Annotated in this window: 22 protein-coding genes; 13 read left to right on the top strand and 9 right to left on the bottom strand. The window is 38.8% G+C overall.

Annotation, left to right across the window (positions count from 1 at the left end; all coding sequences use genetic code 11):
- Positions 1–80: 80 nt before the first annotated feature.
- From CVN76_RS18590 to CVN76_RS18575, 4 genes are all read right to left on the bottom strand, one after another.
- Positions 81–374 (bottom strand): putative quinol monooxygenase, encoded by a 294-nt coding sequence (locus CVN76_RS18590; RefSeq protein ID WP_100532508.1) that lies wholly within the window; start codon positions 372–374, stop codon positions 81–83.
- Positions 375–422: 48 nt separating this feature from the next.
- On the bottom strand, positions 423–1,061 hold the full coding sequence (locus CVN76_RS18585) for a nitroreductase family protein (protein WP_100532507.1): 639 nt from the start codon (positions 1,059–1,061) through the stop codon (positions 423–425).
- 46 nt (positions 1,062–1,107) lie between these two features.
- On the bottom strand, positions 1,108–1,494 hold the full coding sequence (locus CVN76_RS18580) for a MarR family winged helix-turn-helix transcriptional regulator (RefSeq protein ID WP_061141841.1): 387 nt from the start codon (positions 1,492–1,494) through the stop codon (positions 1,108–1,110).
- Between the two features lie 267 nt (positions 1,495–1,761).
- On the bottom strand, positions 1,762–3,498 hold the full coding sequence (locus CVN76_RS18575; protein WP_100532505.1) for a methyl-accepting chemotaxis protein: 1,737 nt from the start codon (positions 3,496–3,498) through the stop codon (positions 1,762–1,764).
- A gap of 455 nt (positions 3,499–3,953) precedes the next feature.
- On the opposite strand from CVN76_RS18575, the gene CVN76_RS18570 reads away from it, so the two are divergent.
- The 4 genes from CVN76_RS18570 (at position 3,954) to CVN76_RS18555 (ending at position 7,320) form a co-directional block, all read left to right on the top strand.
- On the top strand, positions 3,954–4,853 hold the full coding sequence (locus tag CVN76_RS18570; protein WP_100532504.1) for an ABC transporter ATP-binding protein: 900 nt from the start codon (positions 3,954–3,956) through the stop codon (positions 4,851–4,853).
- A complete protein-coding gene (locus tag CVN76_RS18565) occupies positions 4,846–6,096 on the top strand; it encodes an ABC transporter permease (RefSeq protein ID WP_100532503.1) in 1,251 nt (416 codons plus the stop codon). Before CVN76_RS18570 ends, CVN76_RS18565 begins: the two co-directional genes overlap by 8 nt.
- 148 nt (positions 6,097–6,244) lie before the next feature.
- The gene (locus tag CVN76_RS18560; RefSeq protein ID WP_100532502.1) at positions 6,245–6,547 is read left to right on the top strand and encodes a hypothetical protein; all 303 of its coding nucleotides are present in this window, start codon (positions 6,245–6,247) and stop codon (positions 6,545–6,547) included.
- A gap of 512 nt (positions 6,548–7,059) precedes the next feature.
- Positions 7,060–7,320: a hypothetical protein gene (locus CVN76_RS18555; protein WP_100532501.1), complete on the top strand. Its 261-nt coding sequence runs from the start codon at positions 7,060–7,062 to the stop codon at positions 7,318–7,320.
- A 68-nt stretch (positions 7,321–7,388) separates the two neighbouring features.
- Here the strand turns inward: CVN76_RS18555 and CVN76_RS18550 are convergent, their stop codons facing one another.
- Positions 7,389–7,736: a c-type cytochrome gene (locus CVN76_RS18550; RefSeq protein ID WP_100532500.1), complete on the bottom strand. Its 348-nt coding sequence runs from the start codon at positions 7,734–7,736 to the stop codon at positions 7,389–7,391.
- A gap of 384 nt (positions 7,737–8,120) precedes the next feature.
- On the opposite strand from CVN76_RS18550, the gene CVN76_RS18545 reads away from it, so the two are divergent.
- From CVN76_RS18545 to CVN76_RS18510, 9 genes are all read left to right on the top strand, one after another.
- The gene (locus CVN76_RS18545; protein WP_100532499.1) at positions 8,121–8,330 is read left to right on the top strand and encodes a twin-arginine translocase TatA/TatE family subunit; all 210 of its coding nucleotides are present in this window, start codon (positions 8,121–8,123) and stop codon (positions 8,328–8,330) included.
- Positions 8,331–8,626: 296 nt separating this feature from the next.
- Positions 8,627–9,388 (top strand): gluconate 2-dehydrogenase subunit 3 family protein, encoded by a 762-nt coding sequence (locus CVN76_RS18540; RefSeq protein ID WP_100532498.1) that lies wholly within the window; start codon positions 8,627–8,629, stop codon positions 9,386–9,388.
- Positions 9,389–9,409: 21 nt separating this feature from the next.
- On the top strand, positions 9,410–11,125 hold the full coding sequence (locus tag CVN76_RS18535; protein ID WP_100532497.1) for a GMC family oxidoreductase: 1,716 nt from the start codon (positions 9,410–9,412) through the stop codon (positions 11,123–11,125).
- Between the two features lie 179 nt (positions 11,126–11,304).
- Complete coding sequence (locus CVN76_RS18530; RefSeq protein ID WP_061141650.1) at positions 11,305–11,568, top strand: hypothetical protein; 264 nt, start codon at positions 11,305–11,307, stop codon at positions 11,566–11,568.
- A gap of 273 nt (positions 11,569–11,841) precedes the next feature.
- Positions 11,842–12,453, top strand: a complete 612-nt coding sequence (locus CVN76_RS18525; protein ID WP_100532496.1) for a hypothetical protein — start codon at positions 11,842–11,844, stop codon at positions 12,451–12,453.
- Between the two features lie 188 nt (positions 12,454–12,641).
- Entirely contained in the window at positions 12,642–12,959 is a 318-nt protein-coding gene (locus CVN76_RS18520; RefSeq protein WP_100532495.1) for a putative quinol monooxygenase, read from the top strand.
- Between the two features lie 124 nt (positions 12,960–13,083).
- Positions 13,084–13,251: a hypothetical protein gene (locus tag CVN76_RS31125; RefSeq protein ID WP_157805704.1), complete on the top strand. Its 168-nt coding sequence runs from the start codon at positions 13,084–13,086 to the stop codon at positions 13,249–13,251.
- Positions 13,252–13,454: 203 nt separating this feature from the next.
- Positions 13,455–14,852 carry a right-handed parallel beta-helix repeat-containing protein gene (locus CVN76_RS18515; RefSeq protein ID WP_100532494.1) on the top strand — a complete coding sequence of 466 codons (1,398 nt, stop codon included), beginning with the start codon at positions 13,455–13,457 and terminating at the stop codon, positions 14,850–14,852.
- A gap of 228 nt (positions 14,853–15,080) precedes the next feature.
- Complete coding sequence (locus CVN76_RS18510; protein WP_332850650.1) at positions 15,081–16,349, top strand: ABC transporter permease; 1,269 nt, start codon at positions 15,081–15,083, stop codon at positions 16,347–16,349.
- A 240-nt stretch (positions 16,350–16,589) separates the two neighbouring features.
- Here CVN76_RS18510 and CVN76_RS18505 read toward each other — a convergent pair whose 3' ends face one another.
- From CVN76_RS18505 to CVN76_RS18490, 4 genes are read right to left on the bottom strand one after another with little or no spacing between them, the layout of a single operon-like run.
- Positions 16,590–18,263, bottom strand: coding sequence for a glycoside hydrolase family 13 protein (locus CVN76_RS18505; RefSeq protein ID WP_100532635.1), 1,674 nt, complete (start codon positions 18,261–18,263; stop codon positions 16,590–16,592).
- A 49-nt stretch (positions 18,264–18,312) separates the two neighbouring features.
- Positions 18,313–19,134 carry a carbohydrate ABC transporter permease gene (locus CVN76_RS18500; protein WP_100532492.1) on the bottom strand — a complete coding sequence of 274 codons (822 nt, stop codon included), beginning with the start codon at positions 19,132–19,134 and terminating at the stop codon, positions 18,313–18,315.
- Complete coding sequence (locus CVN76_RS18495) at positions 19,134–19,967, bottom strand: carbohydrate ABC transporter permease (RefSeq protein WP_232732342.1); 834 nt, start codon at positions 19,965–19,967, stop codon at positions 19,134–19,136. Before CVN76_RS18495 ends, CVN76_RS18500 begins: the two co-directional genes overlap by 1 nt.
- A gap of 46 nt (positions 19,968–20,013) precedes the next feature.
- Complete coding sequence (locus tag CVN76_RS18490) at positions 20,014–21,243, bottom strand: ABC transporter substrate-binding protein (RefSeq protein ID WP_100532490.1); 1,230 nt, start codon at positions 21,241–21,243, stop codon at positions 20,014–20,016.
- Positions 21,244–21,251 lie beyond the last annotated feature (8 nt).

Genomic DNA, 21,251 nt, shown 5'->3' with positions numbered 1-21,251 from the left:
AACTGATGATCCAGCGTGTGCTAGTTCATCAGTCTTTGTATTAACGTGATATCAGTAAAAGCAGGCCATTCGTTTTGGGATTATTTCAAAGGCTGCCCTTCAAAAGCTTTAACATCCAAAGGAGCAGTGAGGAATTCTTTAGCTTTCCCGACAAATGAAGTGAAGTGCTCACTTGAGTTATGGCTAGCAACAGCTTGCTTATCTTCCCAAATCTCAACCATTGTAAATTGATTGTCGTTCTCTGTGTCTTTGTGAAGGTTGTAAGAAACATTACCGCTTTCCGCTCTTGAAGAATCGATAAGTGGTTGAATCTCAGCTAGAAATGCATCTTGTTTGGCTGGGTTGATATTGAATACGGCATGAATGATAATCATGTAAGTTCATCCTCTCTTTTTTCAAGCATCTTAAAAAAATTCAATCCATTACTTCCACTGAGCGACTTTATCAATTGGAAGACGAACGGATGCGTGCCCGCCATCAGCTGCTTTCCCAATTGAGATAAGCATGACTGGTACATAGCGTTCTTTGTCCATTCCAAAGGCTTCTGCAATTTTGTCTTTTTCGTAGCCGCCAATCGGATTCGTATCATATCCAAAGGCTCTTGCCGCTAGCATTAGTTGCATGGACACCAGACCGCCATCAACCAATACGACTTCTTTCATTTCTTCAGTCGAGATTCTTTCGTAATATCCAGCAAAAGCGGTCAGGATATTTTCTTTTACTTCCATAGGCATATGTCCCATTTCGACAGCTTTGCCGTAGATTTCCTCGGCGTTTTCAAAATTGTTCAGATCACCAAAAACAGCAATCACTGCGGAAGATGTTTCGACCTGAGTCTGGTTAAAGCGGGCAAGGGGGGCAAGTGTCGCTTTCCCCTCAGGGCTGTCTATGACCAAGAAGCGCCATGGTTGCATATTTACTGAAGAAGGGGCAAGTGTCGCTAATGTCAGGATTTCCTCCATTTCAGCGCGGGTTATTTTGACAGTCGTGTCATATTTTTTTATCGAGCGGCGACCTGTAAGTATTTCATTGAAGTCATTTGTAATTTGTGCAGTAGTCATTGATGAAAATCTCCTTTTATTCGTTTTTTTCGTAAGGAAGCAGGCATTATACTTCACTTATATTATTTTGAATCCGTATGAGCATTTCCGTTAACTCTTTACGTTCCGTTTCATTGAAATCTTTAAGCATTAACGTGACGAAACGAGCCTTTTCAGCTTGGGAAGCAATGATTTGTTGACGACCGGGATCTGAAAGGGAAACGAGCGTGAATCGATTATCATCCGGATCTTTACGCCTTGTGATCATCCCAGTCGCTTCAAGTTGTTTTAAATGCCGGGTAATCGCAGCACCGTCAATTTTGACCTCTTTTTGAAGAGCTGTTTGACTCATTTCATTCACTTGATAAAGCTGATATAAAATATCATGTCTTGATTGACTGATACCCATACAACTCTCGAATTTTGAACTTATCTGCTTGTTAAGGCAGTTCATCTTATATAAAATAAGCGATTCATTGGAACATGAAGAATTCGTCAATAAACATCCTCTTTTCTTAATTGATAGGTCAATGATTGATGCATCAATTAATATACTATAACCAAAAAAATAAAGCAAGTACTTATGTTGTAACTATTTTTGCCTACCATTGTACCTTCTTATGTATTTATCTGAAAAAGCCATGAACAGAGACCAAAAGGGATTCTGCTTTAAAAGCAAAATCCCTTTTCCAATGCCAGAGGAGCATGGCGGATCAATAGGTTAAGCCTTAAATTGTTCGACAGATTTTTCCAGACCGTTAGCGAGCTTTACCATCGAAGTGGTCGAGAATGAGATGTCTTCCATGGATTTTGCTTGCTGATCGGTTGAAAGTGCCACTTGCTGTGATACCTCAGCTGTTTCCTTAGTTAGAGCCGCAAAATTTTCTATCGAAGCATTGATTTCCTGAGAACCTGCAGCCATTTGCTCTGTTATGGCGGATATCTCTTGAATCTGATCACTAACATGCTCATAAGATTTTATCGTCTCATTAAATGTTTCCCTTGTATTCAGGACAACCTTCGTTCCTTCTTCGACCTCTTTCGTACCCGTTTCCATCATGGCCACTGAGTTATTGATGATCGATTTAAAATTAAGCAGGGATTCTTGGATATTGGTAGCAGATTCCTTGGTGCCTTCCGCTAATTTTCGCACCTCATTCGATACGACGGCAAAACCTTTCCCATGTTCACCCGCCCTAGCACTTTCAATCGCTGCATTTAGTGCCAGCAAGTTTGTTTGCTCTGCTATCCCCGTAATTAAATGGACGATATTCACGATTTCGTTTGCTTGTTCGTCCAGTTTCTTTATTTCTGAACTTGCTTGGAGCATCACATCTTTTACTTGCAAGATTTGATTGGAGAGTCCATTTAAATCTTTATTTCCATTGGACATTTGTATGGACACCTGATTTGTTTGTTCACTGACTTCTGACGATGCTTCGGCAATTTTTTGAATCCCTATGGTCATTTCCTCTATGACCCTTGATGATTCTTCACTCCTGTGCAATTGCACTTCCGTAGCTCCGGCAACTTGTTGAATGCCTTTCACGATATATTGTGTGGACGTGTCCATTTCACTAATTTTGTGTTCGATTTCACTTGATGCTGCCAAAAGCTGTAGTGATGAGCTTTTCATCGAGTTGACAATCATAATCGTATTGTTGATCATTTCTTCGAATGATTTCACCAATGTGCTGATCTCGTCATTACCCTTTACCTTCGTATGGCTAATCAGTTGATTGGCTGCGATTAAATCCCCCTCGGCAATTTCCTTTGCAGCCATGCTGACCATTCGAAGTGGCCTTAACTTTCTGGTCAAGTACCATATTAAAGCTCCCACAACGATTGCTATCAGGATTACATTGATGATGATCGTTAGAGGAAGGATGCCTCCCAGAACCTTGCTTGCTGTAGAATCCACTTTGCTCGCATCAATATCCACCCCTAATATCCCAATGACCTCATTTCCTTGTTTTATTGGAACGAAAACGGATAAATAATCACCATACTCAGGATCATGAACTATCGAAGTGGTAGAAACCTTTCCCTTCATTACGCTTTTTACATCAGAATATGCAGTGGCAGTTGTAGTAGTTAAGATGGGAGCTGCCTTTTCATCTTCCTTACTCATTCCATCGATCAGAATATGGACCTTTTTGCTTGTCTCGTCAATCCCTAATGTATATACATATAACGCTCCCGTTTTTTGCTTATAGTCATGTAACTGTTCCCGGATTTTCCAATATGCTTGCGTTTCTGTTTGATTGCCTAGAAACTCCGCATAATCAGTTTGATTTATGCCTTGGGCGATGGTGCTTGCCGTGTCCAAGCTGCTCATGGCTATCGTTTTCTCGACCGTATCATTTGTACTCTTATACATTAAAAGTAAACTTCCGATCAATGTAATGACCATCCCTGCTAACAGAACGAGACCTATTTTCGTACTAAGTTTATTCATCTTTGTTACTCCTTCTCGAAGTGATAAGTTATCCATGTATATATCGGAAGCAATGAAAGGGATTTAAAGAGAGCATAGGAAAACAAATATATTTTTCCTATCCATTAACTTGAATTTAAAAATGACCAGAAAGTTAGGCATCAGTTTTTTCCTTTTTCATTATTTTGTTCGGGCAGTACGACAGGAAAGGAAATTACTTATGAGGCAACAAGGCATCACAACTTTCATGAAACAAAAACATGTTATCCGTGATGATCAGCGGAATGGATCTATATGGTTGTAAAAAATTGATAATGGTGGCTCTATGATCCGGGAGTCTAACGAGACATTGTTTGTATGACTTTGCATATAATCAAAGGGGAAAAGAAGGTATAGGACTTTTGAAGAAGGTTGAACTTGGAAAACATTTCCGTTAACATGTTATTGTGAGAGTCATATAAAAAGGGGGTTGCCCATTGAGTCTGCAAATCAATGAAGTTACGAAAAAATTCGGGGAGTTCACAGCTGTCAATCACCTTGATTTAAAGATTCCCGAGAAAGAAATGTTTGGTTTTTTAGGCGGAAACGGAGCCGGGAAAACGACCACATTCCGGATGATATTAGGATTGCTTGATCCCACTGAAGGAGAAGTGACCTGGAAGGGTAAGAAAATTGATTATACGACCAGTTCATTGATTGGTTACCTGCCTGAGGAACGCGGCTTATATCCAAAACTGAAAGTGCGCGATCAAATCGTCTATCTGGCAAGATTGAGAGGAATGAACAAACGTGATGCATTGAAAGAGTTGGAGTATTGGCTTGATCGCTTTATGGTTCCCGAATACATCGATAAGCGGGTCGAGGAGCTCTCCAAGGGAAATCAGCAAAAAATCCAGCTGATTGCTTCCATGATCCATAAGCCCGAGCTGCTTATCCTTGACGAGCCGTTTAGCGGGCTGGACCCTGTGAATGTGGAAATATTGAAGAAGGCAGTCATTGACCTGAGGGATAATGGAACGACGATCGTTTTCTCAAGCCATCGGATGGAGCATGTGGAAGAGATGTGTGAGCATCTTTGCATCATGCATAAAGGGTCACCGGTCGTTGCCGGAAAATTAAAGGAAATCAAACGTTCTTTTGGTAAAAAGAATGTGTCAATCAAAGCTGATTTTGATTTATCTTTCTTGGATACGTACGCTGGCGTAACAAAAGTTAAAAACACGATGGAAGGAAAGGTCCTTCAGGTCACAGGGGAAGATATAGCTGAGAACATGATTCGTGACCTTGTTCCAAAAGGGTTCGTTCGAAAGTTCGAATTGGAGGAACCGTCGCTGACGGATATTTTCATTGAAAAGGTAGGTGCAGTCTATGAATAAATTTTGGATTGTTCTTTCCCATACATATCTATCAAAATTAAAAACGAAATCATTTATCATTTCCACCATCATCATGATGGCCTTGATTCTGGTCCTGTCGAATATTTCCAAGCTGATTGATACATTCGGCGATGATGAAACGCAAAGGGTGGCCGTCATCGACCAGACTGAAGATCGCTTATTCGATCCTTATAAAGATGCTGTAAAAGGCGTGAACGAAGACCTTTCGATCATTTCTGCCCAAAGTGAGAAGGAAGCGGAGAAGCTGGTGAATGCAGATGAAATTGTGGGGTATCTTTTAGTTGAAAAGAATGATTCCCTCGGCTTCAAGGGGACGTATAAAGCGAATCAAATTTCAGATTCAAAGGTAAGCAATGATTTGCTTCTGGCACTTACCCAGCTGAAAAGCCAAATAACTGCGGATGATTTGAAATTGACAGATCAGCAAATTTCCCAATTGAATACACCGCCTGCTTTCGAAACGATTGCGCTTCAGGAAAATGCAAAAACCGAAGAAGACCTAGATCAAGCCCGGGGTCTTGTTTATGTGCTCTTGTTCGTCATTTATTTCGGTGTACTGATGTATGCAACGATGATAGCAATGGAAGTCGCGACTGAAAAAACATCACGAGTCATGGAAATCCTGATTTCAAGTGTCCCGCCAGTGACGCAGATGTTTGCCAAAATCATGGGCATCGCATTGCTTAGCCTTACCCAAATGATTTTATTTTTTGGAGTCGGTTATTTATCGATCAAACAAAACTTGGCAAGTATGGATGGAGGATTATTTTCCTTTTTTGGTTTTGGTAACACGAAAATTTCAACCATCATTTATGCAATTATCTTCGCTTTGCTCGGCTACCTCCTATACGCGACGCTTGCGGCCTGTCTTGGATCGGTCGTCAGCAAAATAGAAGATGTTCAACAAATGATTTCACCGATGACCATGTTAGTTGTCATTGCCTTTTTAATTGCGATGTTCGGGCTCGGAAATCCATCAGCAAGCTATATCACCTTTACATCATTCATTCCATTTTTCACCCCAATGATCATGTTTCTGCGTGTAGGCATGCTCGATGTACCATTCTGGGAAATAGCCCTCAGCATCGCCGTGATGATCATCACCATTGTTTTGCTAGGTATCATCGGGGCAAAAATCTATCGGGGTGGCGTCTTGATGTACGGAAGCTCAAAATCCCTGAAAAGCATCAAGAATGCCCTGCAATTATCAAAGAAAAATTAGCAGCAAGCCTGGACTTTCCATTTCCTTCGGGAAAATCCAGGCTTTAAATAAATGGCCCGTTCATAAAAGACGTCTGCGAACACAATCGATATTTTTGAATTCATAGCTAACGAATGTTAAGGCAACCATGATTGGGAGTGTATATTATATGAACGATCCGATACCTTTGGCAATCGCTTCAGAAGCTTTTCTTTTGCTATCCTTCTTCATTATGTATGTATCTACCGGGAAATCCAAAAAGACCTTGATAATTTTACTCAGCATCATCGGAGGAGCGCCGCTTTTATATTTTGTCATAGACGATATGAACAGCAATTATGAAGATGCAAATATAGGGCTGGGCCTTGCTTTTATGTTTACCTGGTTATATAGCGCCATAGCGTTTATCATTGCAATCATTCTATTAGTAGTAAAAAAGAAAGCGGATCATGATATTCCGAAAGAACCGTGATCAGCGTTTTTAGGAAATGATTCATGCAGGGACTACATGAAAAATGCAGTCCCTGCATTTTTATATTTGTGAAAACAATAATAATAGCAAAGATGAAGGAAAAGGATCTTAGTCATAGTTCAACATATTCCAAAAAATTTTTTATCAGTCGGTATTGGCTTTGGTTTTTCAAATAAATGCCTCCGACCATAAGAATTGTTCTGCATTGAGGGTGCAACTCATATTGCATTGTATGATATCCCGGAAAATGTAGGTCAAGCTATACCTAAATTAACGGATTTCTTTGGCAAGAACCTTTAAGGAATAAGCTGAAACAAAGTTTGGTAAATTGAAACTGTACCTCTGCAGGGCAGCAACTTTATATAACGGTTTGCCCTGCAGTTTTTTTTTACCATGAAATGCGCGGTATCCTATAAATACGTATATATGAAATTACCTCCAATTCCTATTTTGCATAAAAAAATCCGCATGAAGTACTATATGAAGACAAGATGGTTTTTAAGGAGGAAGAAATGAGCGAACATGTTAAAGGCGAATTATCATTATTTACCGAATATCTTATGTCATTATTATTTACAGCCTGCCTTGCAATTTTTCTTTCGAAGTTCACCGATACTTTTCCATGGCTTGCCTTCATCGGAATTTCATTAGGTCTTGCTATCATAATTTTCTGTTGGGAAAAAAAGAAGCACCAATGGCCTCTTTTTATTATAGGCTTATTATTGAACACCCTAGTGTGGTCCATCGTTTTGAATTGGTCTTCATTTTTCTGAATATAAAACATATAACCGTTTAATTCATGTTTCATGGAATCGGCTATTATGTTTTTTTTATATTCTATTCATTTTTTCTTTGACAGCCACTCTGCCACGATTGCAGCTTCTTCGTTGGAAATGACCCCAGCCGGCATGCCGTTTTTACCATTATTGATAATATCTTCTATTTCACTTTTGTCATATTTTGCACCAACTTTATTTATAGCTGGACCCGCTCCTCCTTGTAGATTTTCGCCGTGACATGATATACAGCTATTATTTACAATCTCTTCTGCACCAGCCGAAGTACCCTGTGTGCCCCCATCTGGGCTTGGTGCTGGTGAAGGTTGCTGGCCTTTGTAAAAAAATAGTAAAAACACTAAACATCCTGCAAGAACAACACTGACTCCAGAGGTAAGCCAAATTTTTTTCATAAATACCTCCCTATTTAAGTATGTAAAGTTAAAAATGTATGAAAAATGATAATCTTCATTCTCATAGAATTCATTTTGGGATGAATTTAACTTCAACATCCATGATTCCTATTTATTATTCCTATCTTTCCCAAAAAAATATTATTGTATGACTGGATTTTTCTAATGGGCAGGATTCATTCCTATAAATCTAATTAGTATCATTCTAATTGGTTAATTATAGGTATAAAAATGAGCCGTTCTGTGAATATATGTAAAAAGGATAATAAGTCACTCTCCTTACCAATCGTTTATTGCGTGGGTGGGAACGTTATGGTTCTCTGGTAAGGCTACATAATGAATTTACCAGGAAATGCTGCTGATGCTTATAATGGAGGGTTGAGGATGTTTCAAAATATTGGGATTCCAGGCTTGGTTGTCATGCTTATCATCGCACTGGTGATTTTCGGTCCGAAAAAACTACCTGAAATTGGACGGGCATTTGGACGAACTTTCTCGGAATTCAAGAGCGCAACAAGTGGATTGATATCCGATGACGATAAATCGGAAGAAAAACCGCCTGAACCGTCGATTGATGAAAAGGAGAAGGGATAAATCAGGTGGATCGTAATATACTGGTGGTCATTGTCCTGGACGGATATGTCCGCAAGGCAGTGGGATAGTGCTGTCTTTGACAAGATGGGAATGTTCTCGATTCAAAGGTATCGGCAAGGCGAGGGAAAAATCTTTTTTCCTTGGTAATCGTGTCTATTATGATCACTCCTCGTGATTAGATATCGGTTATGCTGGTCATTATTCCTCCGCTCGTCCTTTATGGATGGAGTGTTACTAAATCTATGATCATCTATAAGATAAGGTCATTCACACCTTTATTCAGATAGGAGTTTTTTATGTCGGACAATGAAAAAAGTCAAATAGAAAAACGGGGCAGTACCAGACGTACCTTTTTAAAGAATTCCGGATTAGCGGTCGGTGGCCTCATTTTAGGTGGCGCCGTGGGAAGCATATTTGATGGCAATTCTGATAGTGGTGTGAAACCAGAACAAAAGAATCAAACTCAAGGCAATAATCCGAATGAAGCCTTGATGTTTTTTTATCCAGAAGAATATCAGACGACAGCGGCAGCTGCTGAGCGCATATTTCCAAAGGACGAAACGGGACCAGGCGCGCTGGAATTAAACGCGGCGATATACATTGACCATCAACTTAACAGTGGATGGGGCGTAAATGAAAAAGATTATAAGCTTGGACCCTATTATAAGCCAGAGCCAACACAAGGTGAACAGGTTAAACTTTACCGAAAGGATTTGTTCAGGCTAGGCTTAAAAGAATTGAATGCCTATAGTAACAAAAACTATCAAAAGAAATTTACGGATTTGGACGCTACTGGACAGGATGAAGTTTTGGCTGCATTTGAGAAAGGCGAAGCGAGTTCACTTTCTGGCGTATCTTCATCGGCATTTTTCCAATTGTTAAGAACTCTGACTATTGAAGGGGTTTATGCCGATCCATTGTACGGAGGAAATAAGGAGATGCTTGGTTGGCAGATGCGGAAATACCCTGGTTCTCGAATGGGGTATACAAAGGAAATCCAAAGCAAGGAATTTGTAAAGCTAGATCCAAATAGCCTTCAGAGTCATATGAAGCATTAATCTCGGAAAGGGCTGAAACATATGGCAAAAAAACTATCAAAGGTACCCGTCGTCATTGTCGGTATGGGATGGGCTGGTGGTATCATCGCCTCGGAATTAACGAAAGCGGGAATTAAGGTTGTTGGACTTGAACGCGGGAAAGAACGGGATATGAGCGATTATTCAATGGTGCATGACGAATTGCGATTCCAACATCGAGAAGAATTGATGCAAGATCTGTCAAAAGAGACGATTACCCACCGCAATAATCTGAAGATGAGAGCGCTCCCTATGCGAAGTTATGGAACATTTATCGTAGGTGAAGGTCTTGGGGGGGCTGGAAGTCACTGGAATGGGCAAACCTACCGTTTCCTTCCTTATGATTTTGAAATTAGGTCGCTAACTGAAAAAAGGTATGGCAAAAATAAAATTAAATCAGACTATCCCATTCAGGATTGGGGCATTACATATGACGAAATGGAACCATATTATGATACCTTTGAAAAAATGGCAGGCATTTCCGGTGAAACCGTTGAGCTATATGGAAAACGTTCCAATCCCTATCCAACAGGTCCGATGGTGAAAACACCTGTTTTGGCGGAATTTGAACAAGCAGCGAAGAAGCTGGGCTACAAACCATATATGATCCCTTCTGCAAATCTATCAGAGAATTACAAAAACCCGGATGGCATTTCCCGTTCAGCCTGTCAATATTGTGCGTATTGTGAAAACTTCGGGTGTGAGTACGGGGCAAAAGCAGATCCGGTTGTTACGGTCATTCCCGTTGCAAAAGAAACTGGTAACCTTGACCTGCGCACCTATTCAAACGTCACCCGTATTGTAAATGACGGACGGAAAGCGACAGGTGTTATTTATGTGGATACCTTCACTGGCGAAGAATTCGAGCAGCCGGCAGAAGTAGTGGTATTAGCTAGTTATGTATTTAATAATGTCAGGCTTTTGCTTAATTCCAAGCTTGGAACACCTTATGATCCAAAAACGAATAACGGTATAATTGGCAAGAACTATTGTTACCAAGTAAGTTCAGGATATTCAAGCCTTTATTATAATGATCGTGAGTTCAATATATATGGTGGTGCAGGAGCTTTAGGTATAGAAATCCCGGATTTCGCAGGTGATAATTTTGACCATTCGGATGTAAACTTCCTTCATGGAGCAGGAATTCGTACAACCCAGTATGGTAACAGGCCGATAGCGAATAATAACTCACCAATCGGAACACCTTCTTGGGGCGCTGAATTCAAAAAGCAATCAATCAAATATGCCAATAGTATCCTGCAAGTCAAATCTCAAGGAGCAAGTATGCCACATACACAAAATTACCTTGATTTGGATCCCACTTACAAAGATGTTTACGGTATGCCCTTATTGCGGATGACGTATGATTATACCGCCCAAGATCGCGAGTTAGTTAAATACATGGCGAAAGTAACAAGGTCGATTGCTAAAAAAATGGGTCCTGACCATATTGATACGGTCGCTGAACAAGCGGATTTTAACGTAAACACAGATACGAATACGCATAACACAGGCGGAGTCATCATGGGGACCGATCCCAACGATTCAGCCGTTAACACATACCTGCAAATGTGGGATGCTGAAAATGTATTTGTTGCCGGCTCTTCAGCATTTCCACATAACAGCTCGTTTAACCCAACTGGTACACTAGGAGCCTTTTCATATCGAGCGGCTGAAGGAATCGTGAAATACCTTAAAAAAGGCGGCTCTCTCGTATAAAAGCCCTTCCTTTGACCGTACATAAACAGGATCTGTTCCCGAAAAATGGGTATTGGTCCTGTTTTTTGGTGAATTTTATTCAAAGCAACAAATATTGCATGTCTCATACCAGTCTAATGGCCTTGTTTAATGGGCATATTAAACAACATACCAAAAACGTAAATGCGGAGGTTTGAAAAATGAGAGGCAAATGGAAGATCACAATTTTATCCTCTATTCTTTCTGTAAGCTTTCTAACAGCTTGTAATGCCGGTAATAAGGACTTTAATGATCGAGAGGACGTAGATTACCGTCCTGTCCGCTATGAAAGCGACACGAATCCAACGGATAATAATGATGCAGAAAATCGATCATTCAAGCATGATGAAAACCCAGATCAAACAGACAAGCAAATGGAAAAGGGCGATAATCTTGAATTTAACAAATCAAGAGGTGACTTATAAAGCTTGACCAGAGAAAAAATCTTAAAATCTTTTGATGATACTTTGCAAAAGAAGGAAAAAGATGATTGGCTTTATTATCATTATGTAGACCTCGTTATTTATGAACTTTTAGCGGAAGGATGAAAATGAATCATATAAAAAAAAGCTTGGAAATTCCGAGCTTTTTTTATTTATTTTATTTTTGGGGATAAGGGGCAGGATCGTTCAACAAATCCATGGGTTAATTTGGTAGAATAAAGAAGGTAAAAAAATCCATACTTTAGGGGGTAGCTTTTGAAAAAAAATTATTACATTGTAAGCTCTATATTATTATTATCCTTGATGATGATTTCTGGATGCACTGGTAAAGATGACAAAGACAACATAGCTTCCATTTCGGTTAATCCCGATTCTGAATATACGAATACATTTAAAAAATTAAATCTAGGGGAACTGTATGATTTTGATTTCAAATTAAATGATGCAGATAAAACGTGGGTAAATGTGTGGTTGGAACGTTACAAAGATGGAAAGAAAGAGCCTCAACCGTTAGCTAAACTATCCTATGGGAATAGCCCTAACAAAGTGGAGAAAGGAAATTTAGGATTTGGAATGATAAATACGAATGATTCGCGTTTAGGTTTTCTTTACGCACCCCATGTAACTGCACCGCCACAAAATATAGACAAAATCCATTCTGATAATATTTTTACAGGATGGGATTATGCCGTAGGGGAAGATAAAATGGCATTAAAATTGGGCGAAACCTATGTATTAGGTGCTTATAGAGAATCCGATGGAAACTCGATAAGGACATACAATTTACAAGACGAAAATGAAGTGAAGAAGATGATAAGTGATGATAAAATTGTCTTTTTGCTTAAAATGAAAATTGAAAAAAAATAATAAAGTTATATATTGTATGTACACATACTTATGAAGGTAAGCCGTATCGAATCGAAGGTGCACGTTTCTCTGATACCACTAAGGAAGCAGGCTAGCGGATGAGGTTCCTATGAACGTTCATTATGGGAACGGTAGGATAATCATGTGTTGCTGTAGAACTAATGAACAAGAAGACAAAGGAGGACACTATGAGTAAATTCAGTTTGTTTGGCAAGTTCAGTGTACAAGAAGGCGAACGTGACACAATGGTGGAAATCTTGTTGGAAGCAGCGGAATCAATGGAGAATGTAAATGAGTGCGAGATATATCTTGTGAATATTTCTGAAACCGACCCAAATACTGTTTATGTTTATGAAGTATGGAGTAATGAAACTGCCCATCAAGCGTCACTGACACTTGAAGCAACACAAACCTTAATAAAGCGTGCAAAGCCAATCATTACTGGAATGGAGAGAATCGGCACCTTACAGACAAGGGGAGGGAAGGGCATTTCACACGATGCTTGATTCACGATTCAAGGGTACAATCCCGTAAATAAATGAACCGGGCAGGATACGAGAATAAGTCTTTACCATTAATACTAGTAACGATATAAAGCAAAATCATGTATTTCATTGGGAGAGCAAAATTGTGGGTATCATACTTTCCGTTTTTTACGGCTTTGTTGGCTTGGTCATTATATTTTTTATTGTTCAAAAAGTCATTAGTATGGGGATTGACCAATCAAAAGAAGTTAAGGCTTTACGGTCCGAACTTAACGAAATCAAAAAAATGCTTAAAGATTTAAACGGAAGATAAACATTAAAATGATACGCTCCATTTAATTTGGAGCGTTTTTTTGTTTTCGGTTCAGGTGTAACAAGATGTTAATGTATGATCAATAGAAGCCGTTGCTTGTCGTTCACTTGAAAGTAACTTTCCTTAATAATAAAAATATTGCCATTTCCCTAATTTCAAGTCAATATTATGTAGGTATGAAATGATGGATAAGGAATGATGAAATGAAAAGACTTATATTAATGCTCTTGGCTGCAGCTGTTATCATGATTGGATTGGTCTTGAATCATGCGATTGCCAAGAAGGATAAGGGCATTTATGTTGCTGTCAATGGAGATGATCAAAGTGCCGGCACAAAATCAAAGCCATTTCGCACACTCAATAAAGCCGCTTCTGAAGCGAAAGCAGGGACGATTGTCTACATACGAAAAGGAACTTACAATGAAAAGCTAGTCGTGAAACATAGCGGTACAAAATCAAAACCAATCATTTTTAGAGCTTACAAAACGGAAAAAGTGATTATTAGTGGGAAAAATTCAAAGGATGTTGAAGGTGATACATCCTTAATTACGATTAATAATAAAAATTATCTTACAATAAAAGGTTTGATGATACAGGATTTAACGACCGATTTATCGGATGAAACAGTCATGGGGATTTATGTTACAGGGTCCAGCAGTCACATTACATTGGAACATAACCATGTGCATCGGATAAAAACACGTGCACCTGATGGCAATGGTCATGGGATCGCGATCTACGGAACAGGTAAAATGAGAGACATAAATGTTTTGGGAAATACAGTAGAAGATTTAAAGCTTGGTTCCAGCGAATCTCTTGTTCTTAATGGAAACATTGACGGCTTTAAGGTGGAAAACAACATAGTTCGCCGAAATGACAATATCGGCATTGATCTGATTGGTTACGAAGGCACCTCTAATGATAAAAATGTTGACTTTGTACGTAATGGAGTCGTAAAAAATAATCAGGTTTATGAAATATCTTCTTTTGGCAATCCAGCCTATGGGGAAGAGTATTCCGCCGCAGGAATTTATGTGGATGGCGGGAAGAATATAACCATTGAAAAAAATACCGTTTATCAAAGCGATATCGGAATAGAAGCAACCTCAGAGCATCCTGGAAAATATGCTGATGAGATAAACATGACAAACAATAGAATTTATCATAACTTTTTCACCGGAATATCAATTGGAGGGTATGATGAAAAGCGGGGCGGGACTAAAAATTCTCTTATCTCGCAAAACATTATTTATCGTAATGATACAAAGGGTATCGATGGTGGCCAGCTTTTATTGCAGCATGATATAAGTAACAACGTGATTGAAAAAAATATTTTGACTGCCGGACCATCCCGCATATTCATCGCTAACTATTTTTCAACAAATAAAGAAAATGATCTAGTGATGAATGTATTTCATCAAGAAAAAGGAAAAAAGGGGATATGGGTTTGGAAGGAAGAAGACTATACATCTTTTCCAATTTTCAAAAAAGCCTCAAAAAGTGATGCAAAATCCAGTTATTTAGATCCTGGATTTGTTAATTCGAATAAATATGATTTTAGGCTGAAAAAAGATTCACCTGCAAAGTCCATTGTAGACTGAATGTCGCAGGTTAACATAAACTCCCTTATTAACATAAAAAAAGGCTGCCAATTTGGTTGCCTTTTTTTATTGCAAAAGAAAAAATTGGCAGATCTGCATTCTAGGTTTGATTGATAATGAATCATTGGCTGGTTTGGTTAACATAGCAAAAAAACCGATTTTGATCCTTATCATAATTGTATTCATTATCGGACATAGCTATATGAAAGTGGTTTAATCCTGAGTGAGGTGAAGAAAATTGTGAAACAATTATTTAAGCTAAGATCTGCTTGGTTTCCAGTTTGGTTAATTACATTACTCATGTTAATTATGATAAGCGTTTACTTACCTGTCTTTAGTGGTGCGAATAAAAATGTACCAAATGTTCCCTTAATCTTTGTGAACGAAGATCAAGGCACTGTTGGAGCCTCTATATTAATGAAACTTAAAGAAAAACAAAATGGAAACCCTTTTAATTGGAGGGCCGCTGACAGTGAGAAAAAAGCATTGAATCAATTAAAAAACAATCAGGCACATGGTGCACTAATTATTCCGGCTAATTTTTCAAAAGAAATTTCCGAGGTGCAAAAATCGCTACTGTCAGAAAAAGAAACGGGAAAACCAGCAACATTGAAGATTTTGTTAAATGAAGGGATTGGCCAATCATCGTCCATGATTGCAAGCAATGTCCTGCAACTGGTTGCTGCGTCCACAAACCAGGAAGTCAGCGATGAAATAAAAATTATATTAAATCAAAAAGGGATTTTATTGTCCCCTGAAAACGCATCCCTGATGGATAATCCAGTTCAGTTCAAGACGGAAAATGTACTGGGGCTTCCGGATAATCTCAATAAAGGAATGACGCCATTCGTAATGGTCATCATTTCCTCGATAACAGGGATGATGGGGGCAAATATGATTCGCGGATACCTTAGGAAAGCAAACGGCGATCTTGAAAACAATGGTTCTTCCTTGAGCTATACAAAAATCCTTAAAGCAGAAATGATATTTAGCATCTTTTTAGCCTTTGGTGTCTCCTCAGTTTCCCAAATAGGTGTTTTTGGCTTCTTTGGGAGTTCACACACGTCCAGCATTTTTTTGATTTATCCATTTTCCTTTTTCTGCTGTCTGACCATGATTTCCTTATTCAAATCGCTTTCCTTAATCTTTGGTGGATGGGGGATGCTTGTAATGTTTCCAATAAACATCATGGGCATTTTTTCAAGTGGCGGACCGATACCTTTATCAACCTTGCCTATTGTCCATCGTATATTTAGCTATATCCTGCCTACGAAATATATGGTAGATGGCATGAGGGCGCTGCTATATTATAATGGCAGGATGCAAGCAGGACTCGGCACGGCTTTATTCGCTATATCCGTTTACTTCATTGTCACCCTCGCCATCATCCTTGCTTTCATTGTATATTCATCAAAAAGAGACAGAAATAATGCGAGTGAGGAAGAGGAAGAGAATATGCAAGTACCAATAGACAGTGAAATTCATGCCAAAAAATAATGAATACCGTGTGCAAAAAAATTTGGATAGAACCGAATTATGGGAGCAAAAAGAAAGATTCAGGTTTGTAGATCGGATTGAGTAGGCACAAGGACGTTTTAAGAATAATAAAGGGAGTTTTATCGGATGGAGCAACATCCCCAAAAAAGCTATGTCGCTGTAGAGTGCATCTTAGCACTCAAAATAAAATGGGAAAAACGAGAAAAACTTACCTTGTGGGTAAGTTTTTTCGGCTAGAAGTTACTTCGAGAGATAAACGCGGGCTTCATAAGGTTTTAATGTATTTGAAGAAATCGTATCACTGCCTTGATCTGCATAGTTAGTGATTAACAGTTGTCCAGCTTCATAGTTCATATGCCTTGGCCATTCAAAGCGGGCTGCTTCTTCTGTAAAGTTACATAAAACCAGTAATGTTTCATGATTCAATGTACGTGTATACGCATATATTTGCTCATTCTCTTTTAATACAAGGTCATATGCACCGTACACAATTATGTCATGTTCTTTTCTTAGCTTAATTAGTTTCTGATAGTAGTAAAAGATAGAACTCGAGTCTTCCAATGCTTGCTTCACATTAATTTCCGCATAGTTTGGGTTCACTTTTAACCATGGAGTGCCTGTAGTAAAACCTGCATTTTGACTATCGTCCCATTGCATGGGAGTCCTGGCGTTATCACGGCCTTTCATATAAATGGATTCCATTACTTTAGCTTGATCCTCGTGACCCTCTATCACTTTTTCACGGTACATATTCAGAATCTCGATATCCTTATAATCATCAAGATCAAATGTAACATTTGTCATGCCTATTTCCTCACCTTGGTAGATATAAGGCGTTCCCTGCATCATATGAAGGAAGGTTCCAAGCATTTTTGCGGATTCCACTCGGTAAGATGTATCATTGCCAAAGCGAGAGACCATTCTTGGCTGATCATGGTTGTTTAAATATAGGCTATTCCAACCTTTTCCTTCCAATCCTTTCTGCCATTTTGTCATGCATTCTTTAAGATCATCCAGCTTTAAAGGCTGTACATCCCATTTCCCGCCTGGTCCTGAATCCAAATCCATATGCTCGAATGTGAAAATCATATTTAGCTCAGTACCTTCACTGTTCGCATACTTAGTGGCATCTTCAACCGATGCCCCAGGACATTCGCCGACTGTCATCATGTCATATTTCGAAAGTACCTCACGATTCATCTCCTGCAGATACTCATGGACATGAGGACCATTCATGAAGAAATCGCCGCCCCAATCGTATCGCTTTCCGCCTGGCGTGCTGGGCAATCCTTCCGTTTTGGAAATGAGGTTAATCACATCCATTCGAAAACCATCAATGCCCTTATCAAGCCACCATATCATCATGTCATGAATTTCTTTTCTTACCGCAGGGTTTGCCCAATTTAAATCAGGCTGTTTTTTGCTAAACAGATGAAGGTAGTATTCATCTGTTTCTTGATCATATTGCCAAGCCGGACCACTAAAGACCGATGTCCAATTGTTTGGCTCTTTTCCATCTTTGCCGGGGCGCCAAATATAGTAGTCTCTGTAAGGATCATCTTTTGATGAACGGGATTCAATGAACCATTTATGTTCATCTGATGAGTGATTAACAACAAGATCCATCATCAATTTCATATTTCGTGAATGTAATCCTTCTAAAAGGTCTTCCCAGTCATTCAAGGTACCAAACTCATCCATAATGTCTTGATAGTCACTAATATCATAGCCATTATCATCGTTTGGAGATTTGAAAACAGGGGATAGCCAAACGACATTGACTCCTAATTCATGTAAATAATCAAGTTTTGAAATAATTCCAGGCAAATCCCCGATTCCGTCCCCATTACTATCCATGAAACTCCGGGGATATATTTGATAAACAACACTTTCTTTCCACCATTTTCTCTCCAATTTCATCTTCCTTCCACTTTTAATATGTTTCTTAAGTCTCATTCTGCCCTTATTTAACAGCACCTTTCGTCACACCACTAATAATCCATTTTTGAGCGATGATATAAACAAGGACCATAGGGGAGAGTGCCATTAAATAGGAGGCAAATGCTAAGTTATAATTGGTTGTAAACTGGGACTGGAATACATATTGGACCAGCGGCAATGTCATCGAATCACGATCATTTAAAATAACAAGCGGTAACATAAAATCATTCCATGCCCACAAGCATGTTAAAATTCCGACTGTTGCGTTTATTGGGCTTAATAACGGAAAAATGACTTTCCAAAAAACTGTCCAAATACTTGCCCCATCCACATAAGCTGCTTCTTCTAATGACTTAGGGATCGAACGGATATAGCCCACATAAATAAAAATATTAAAAGCCAAGCCGTATACAATATAGAGAAAGATAAGTCCTGTCATATTATTTAATCCAAATAGGCTCGTTTGCTTGACAACAGGCAGCATGATGATCGGAAAAGGTACAAACATCGCACTGACAAAATAGTAATAAAGCAACTTGAAGAATCGTCTATGCATATTACGGGCAATGGCATAAGCCACCATCGAATTGGTCAGTAAGGTAAGAGCAACTGTAAAAACGGTAACGATAAAACTATTTTTAATAGATTGGAAAAAATTCGTCAGGCGAATGGCTTCGGCGAAGTTTTCCCATCTTAATGTATGGGGCAGTGCCAATAGTGAGTTGCTCATTTCATCTGGTGACTTGAATGCTGTCACGATTGTAAGGTAGAGGGGAAATAAGATAACCAATGAGCAAATAATGAGCAGTATGGTTATAGGCCAATTTGCTTTTTTACTTTCCATTACATATCCACCTCACGTTTTTGAAGGAATTTAATTTGGAGGACTGAAATAACCACAATTAAAATAAAGTAGACTACAGAATTTGCCGCCTGATAAGCGAATTCCCCCCCTGAGAAGCCCCCTTTATATATCAATACCGAAATGGCTTCCGTCGATTGACCTGGACCTCCATTTGTCATTGCAATAATATGGTCAAACACCATTAAAAAGTTTTTCATCGCGAGCACCATATTTATGGTGAAGAAAGATGCAATAAGTGGAAATGTAATGTGTTTAAAACTTTGCCATTTCCCCGCCCCATCTAAACTGGCAGCTTCGTACAATTCGGTTGGAATCGTTTGTAATCCTGCCAAATAGAGAATGGTATTAAATGCAACGGCTTGCCATACAGCCACAATCACAATTCCAACCCATGCTAAATCCGGGTTACCAAGAATATTTTGTGTTAAAGATGTGATGCCCAGCTTTTCAGCGATTTGAGGAATGAAAAAAGCAAATATGTAATTAAAGATAAACCCAACGATTAATACGCTTAGAATATTCGGCACGAAAAATACGGCTCTAAGTGTATTTTGAAATTTAATCTTGGCATTAAGCCCAATGGCAATGGCCAAACTAATGATATTTACGAGTAAAGTGGAAACAATGGCAAATTTAAATGTAAAGCCATAGGATGCCAAGATACGCTGGTCTTGGAATAAATTCACATAGTTTTTCAAGCCAACAAATTTAAAATCCCCATACCCTTTATAATTTGTAAAACTATAAATCATTCCTTGAAAAACTGGAACTGTATGAAATACAAAAAATATTAAAAATGCTGGAAGCACCATCCAGTAATAGGCCTTGGATTGTTTGACCACTCGTTTTTCCCCCTTGTCATTCTCTCGCTTTGACTTTATTCCACTCATCATCCAGTTTTGCAAGGAACGGTTTGACTTCACCTTTAATTAAAAAATCCTGTACTAAATTGGCTGCCTGCATACTAGCAGGGAAATAGTGTTCCGGAAAACCAGTAATTTTTTGTTGTACAAAATAAGGATTTAGCTCCTTTAAAGCTTCATCATTTTGTAAAACATTTTTAACAGCAGAAAAACTGTTTTGTTCTTTAATGTAATACTGTGAATTTTCCTTTTCTAATAAAAAATGAATGAACATTAACGCTTCTTTTTTATGTGGTGTATTTTTGGACATCGTTAATGCAGTATCTACACCTGATACGAGTTTGTTTTGAGAAGAATCATTGGATGCAGGTAAGGGAAAGGAGCCGAGTTTTATATCTGGGTTAATGGCTTTAATGGCTGAGATGGCCCAGCTTCCCTGGATATACATAACTGAATCGCCATTTGCAAACGCCCGATTGCCTGCATTATAGTCACGGCCAAAATTATCCTTGTGGCCGTAATCGAGCAATGTAAGCATTTTTTCCGAGGTTTCCTTGTAACGCTCCGTAAAAGTTGTTTTATTGGAAATGCGATCTTGAATAAAGCCGTCACCCTGCAAGTTTCCTGCTAAGGCATTAAAAGAGACCATTGCAGTCCAAGCATCTTTGTACGTAAAATAAAAAGGTAATTCTCCCTCTTTTTGAATCTTTTTCGATATGTCAATTAACTCATCCCAAGTTTTAGGAACTTGTAAGCCTAACTCTTTAAATTTATCCTTGTTATACAAAAGCATATTAGCATTCGTCGCAAAGGGAATTCCATTATCCTCATTACTCGTTCTGCCTAATAAATTGAGCATATTAACATAGTCCGGGATAACTTTATTGAGCGCTGAATCCTTTGAAAAATCGTAAAATAATCCTTCCTCTGCAATATCTCCATACGTAGCATTACCTCCAATCGCTAAAAGGTCCGGTACATCTTCTTTCACCAACCTCGTCCGTAATACCGTCTCGGAATCAGGAACGTTATTCTGTTCAATATCAATATGGGGGTGCAATTTTTCAAACCTCTCAATTAACTGATCGAATGTCGCTACAGCTTCAGGCTTATTTTGAAAAAATTCAATATGGATTTTTTCATCGGCCGTCGTTTGATTCGTACATCCCGCAAGTAAACTGGCTATAAATGCTGTAGTACAGAGGCAACGCCACTTATTCTTCATATACGCAA

Source organism: Bacillus sp. mrc49, assembly GCF_002803435.1.
This window is presented reverse-complemented; position numbering and strand designations above follow the sequence as displayed.

Coding starts and splice junctions, on each gene's coding strand:
- CVN76_RS18590 (WP_100532508.1), bottom strand. CDS start 374: ATGATTATCATTCATGCCGTATTCAATATCAACCCAGCCAAACAAGAT.
- CVN76_RS18585 (WP_100532507.1), bottom strand. CDS start 1,061: ATGACTACTGCACAAATTACAAATGACTTCAATGAAATACTTACAGGT.
- CVN76_RS18580 (WP_061141841.1), bottom strand. CDS start 1,494: ATGAACTGCCTTAACAAGCAGATAAGTTCAAAATTCGAGAGTTGTATG.
- CVN76_RS18575 (WP_100532505.1), bottom strand. CDS start 3,498: ATGAATAAACTTAGTACGAAAATAGGTCTCGTTCTGTTAGCAGGGATG.
- CVN76_RS18565 (WP_100532503.1), top strand. CDS start 4,846: ATGAATAAATTTTGGATTGTTCTTTCCCATACATATCTATCAAAATTA.
- CVN76_RS18560 (WP_100532502.1), top strand. CDS start 6,245: ATGAACGATCCGATACCTTTGGCAATCGCTTCAGAAGCTTTTCTTTTG.
- CVN76_RS18555 (WP_100532501.1), top strand. CDS start 7,060: ATGAGCGAACATGTTAAAGGCGAATTATCATTATTTACCGAATATCTT.
- CVN76_RS18550 (WP_100532500.1), bottom strand. CDS start 7,736: ATGAAAAAAATTTGGCTTACCTCTGGAGTCAGTGTTGTTCTTGCAGGA.
- CVN76_RS18545 (WP_100532499.1), top strand. CDS start 8,121: ATGTTTCAAAATATTGGGATTCCAGGCTTGGTTGTCATGCTTATCATC.
- CVN76_RS18540 (WP_100532498.1), top strand. CDS start 8,627: ATGTCGGACAATGAAAAAAGTCAAATAGAAAAACGGGGCAGTACCAGA.
- CVN76_RS18535 (WP_100532497.1), top strand. CDS start 9,410: ATGGCAAAAAAACTATCAAAGGTACCCGTCGTCATTGTCGGTATGGGA.
- CVN76_RS18530 (WP_061141650.1), top strand. CDS start 11,305: ATGAGAGGCAAATGGAAGATCACAATTTTATCCTCTATTCTTTCTGTA.
- CVN76_RS18520 (WP_100532495.1), top strand. CDS start 12,642: ATGAGTAAATTCAGTTTGTTTGGCAAGTTCAGTGTACAAGAAGGCGAA.
- CVN76_RS18515 (WP_100532494.1), top strand. CDS start 13,455: ATGAAAAGACTTATATTAATGCTCTTGGCTGCAGCTGTTATCATGATT.
- CVN76_RS18500 (WP_100532492.1), bottom strand. CDS start 19,134: ATGGAAAGTAAAAAAGCAAATTGGCCTATAACCATACTGCTCATTATT.
- CVN76_RS18495 (WP_232732342.1), bottom strand. CDS start 19,967: ATGGTGCTTCCAGCATTTTTAATATTTTTTGTATTTCATACAGTTCCA.
- CVN76_RS18490 (WP_100532490.1), bottom strand. CDS start 21,243: ATGAAGAATAAGTGGCGTTGCCTCTGTACTACAGCATTTATAGCCAGT.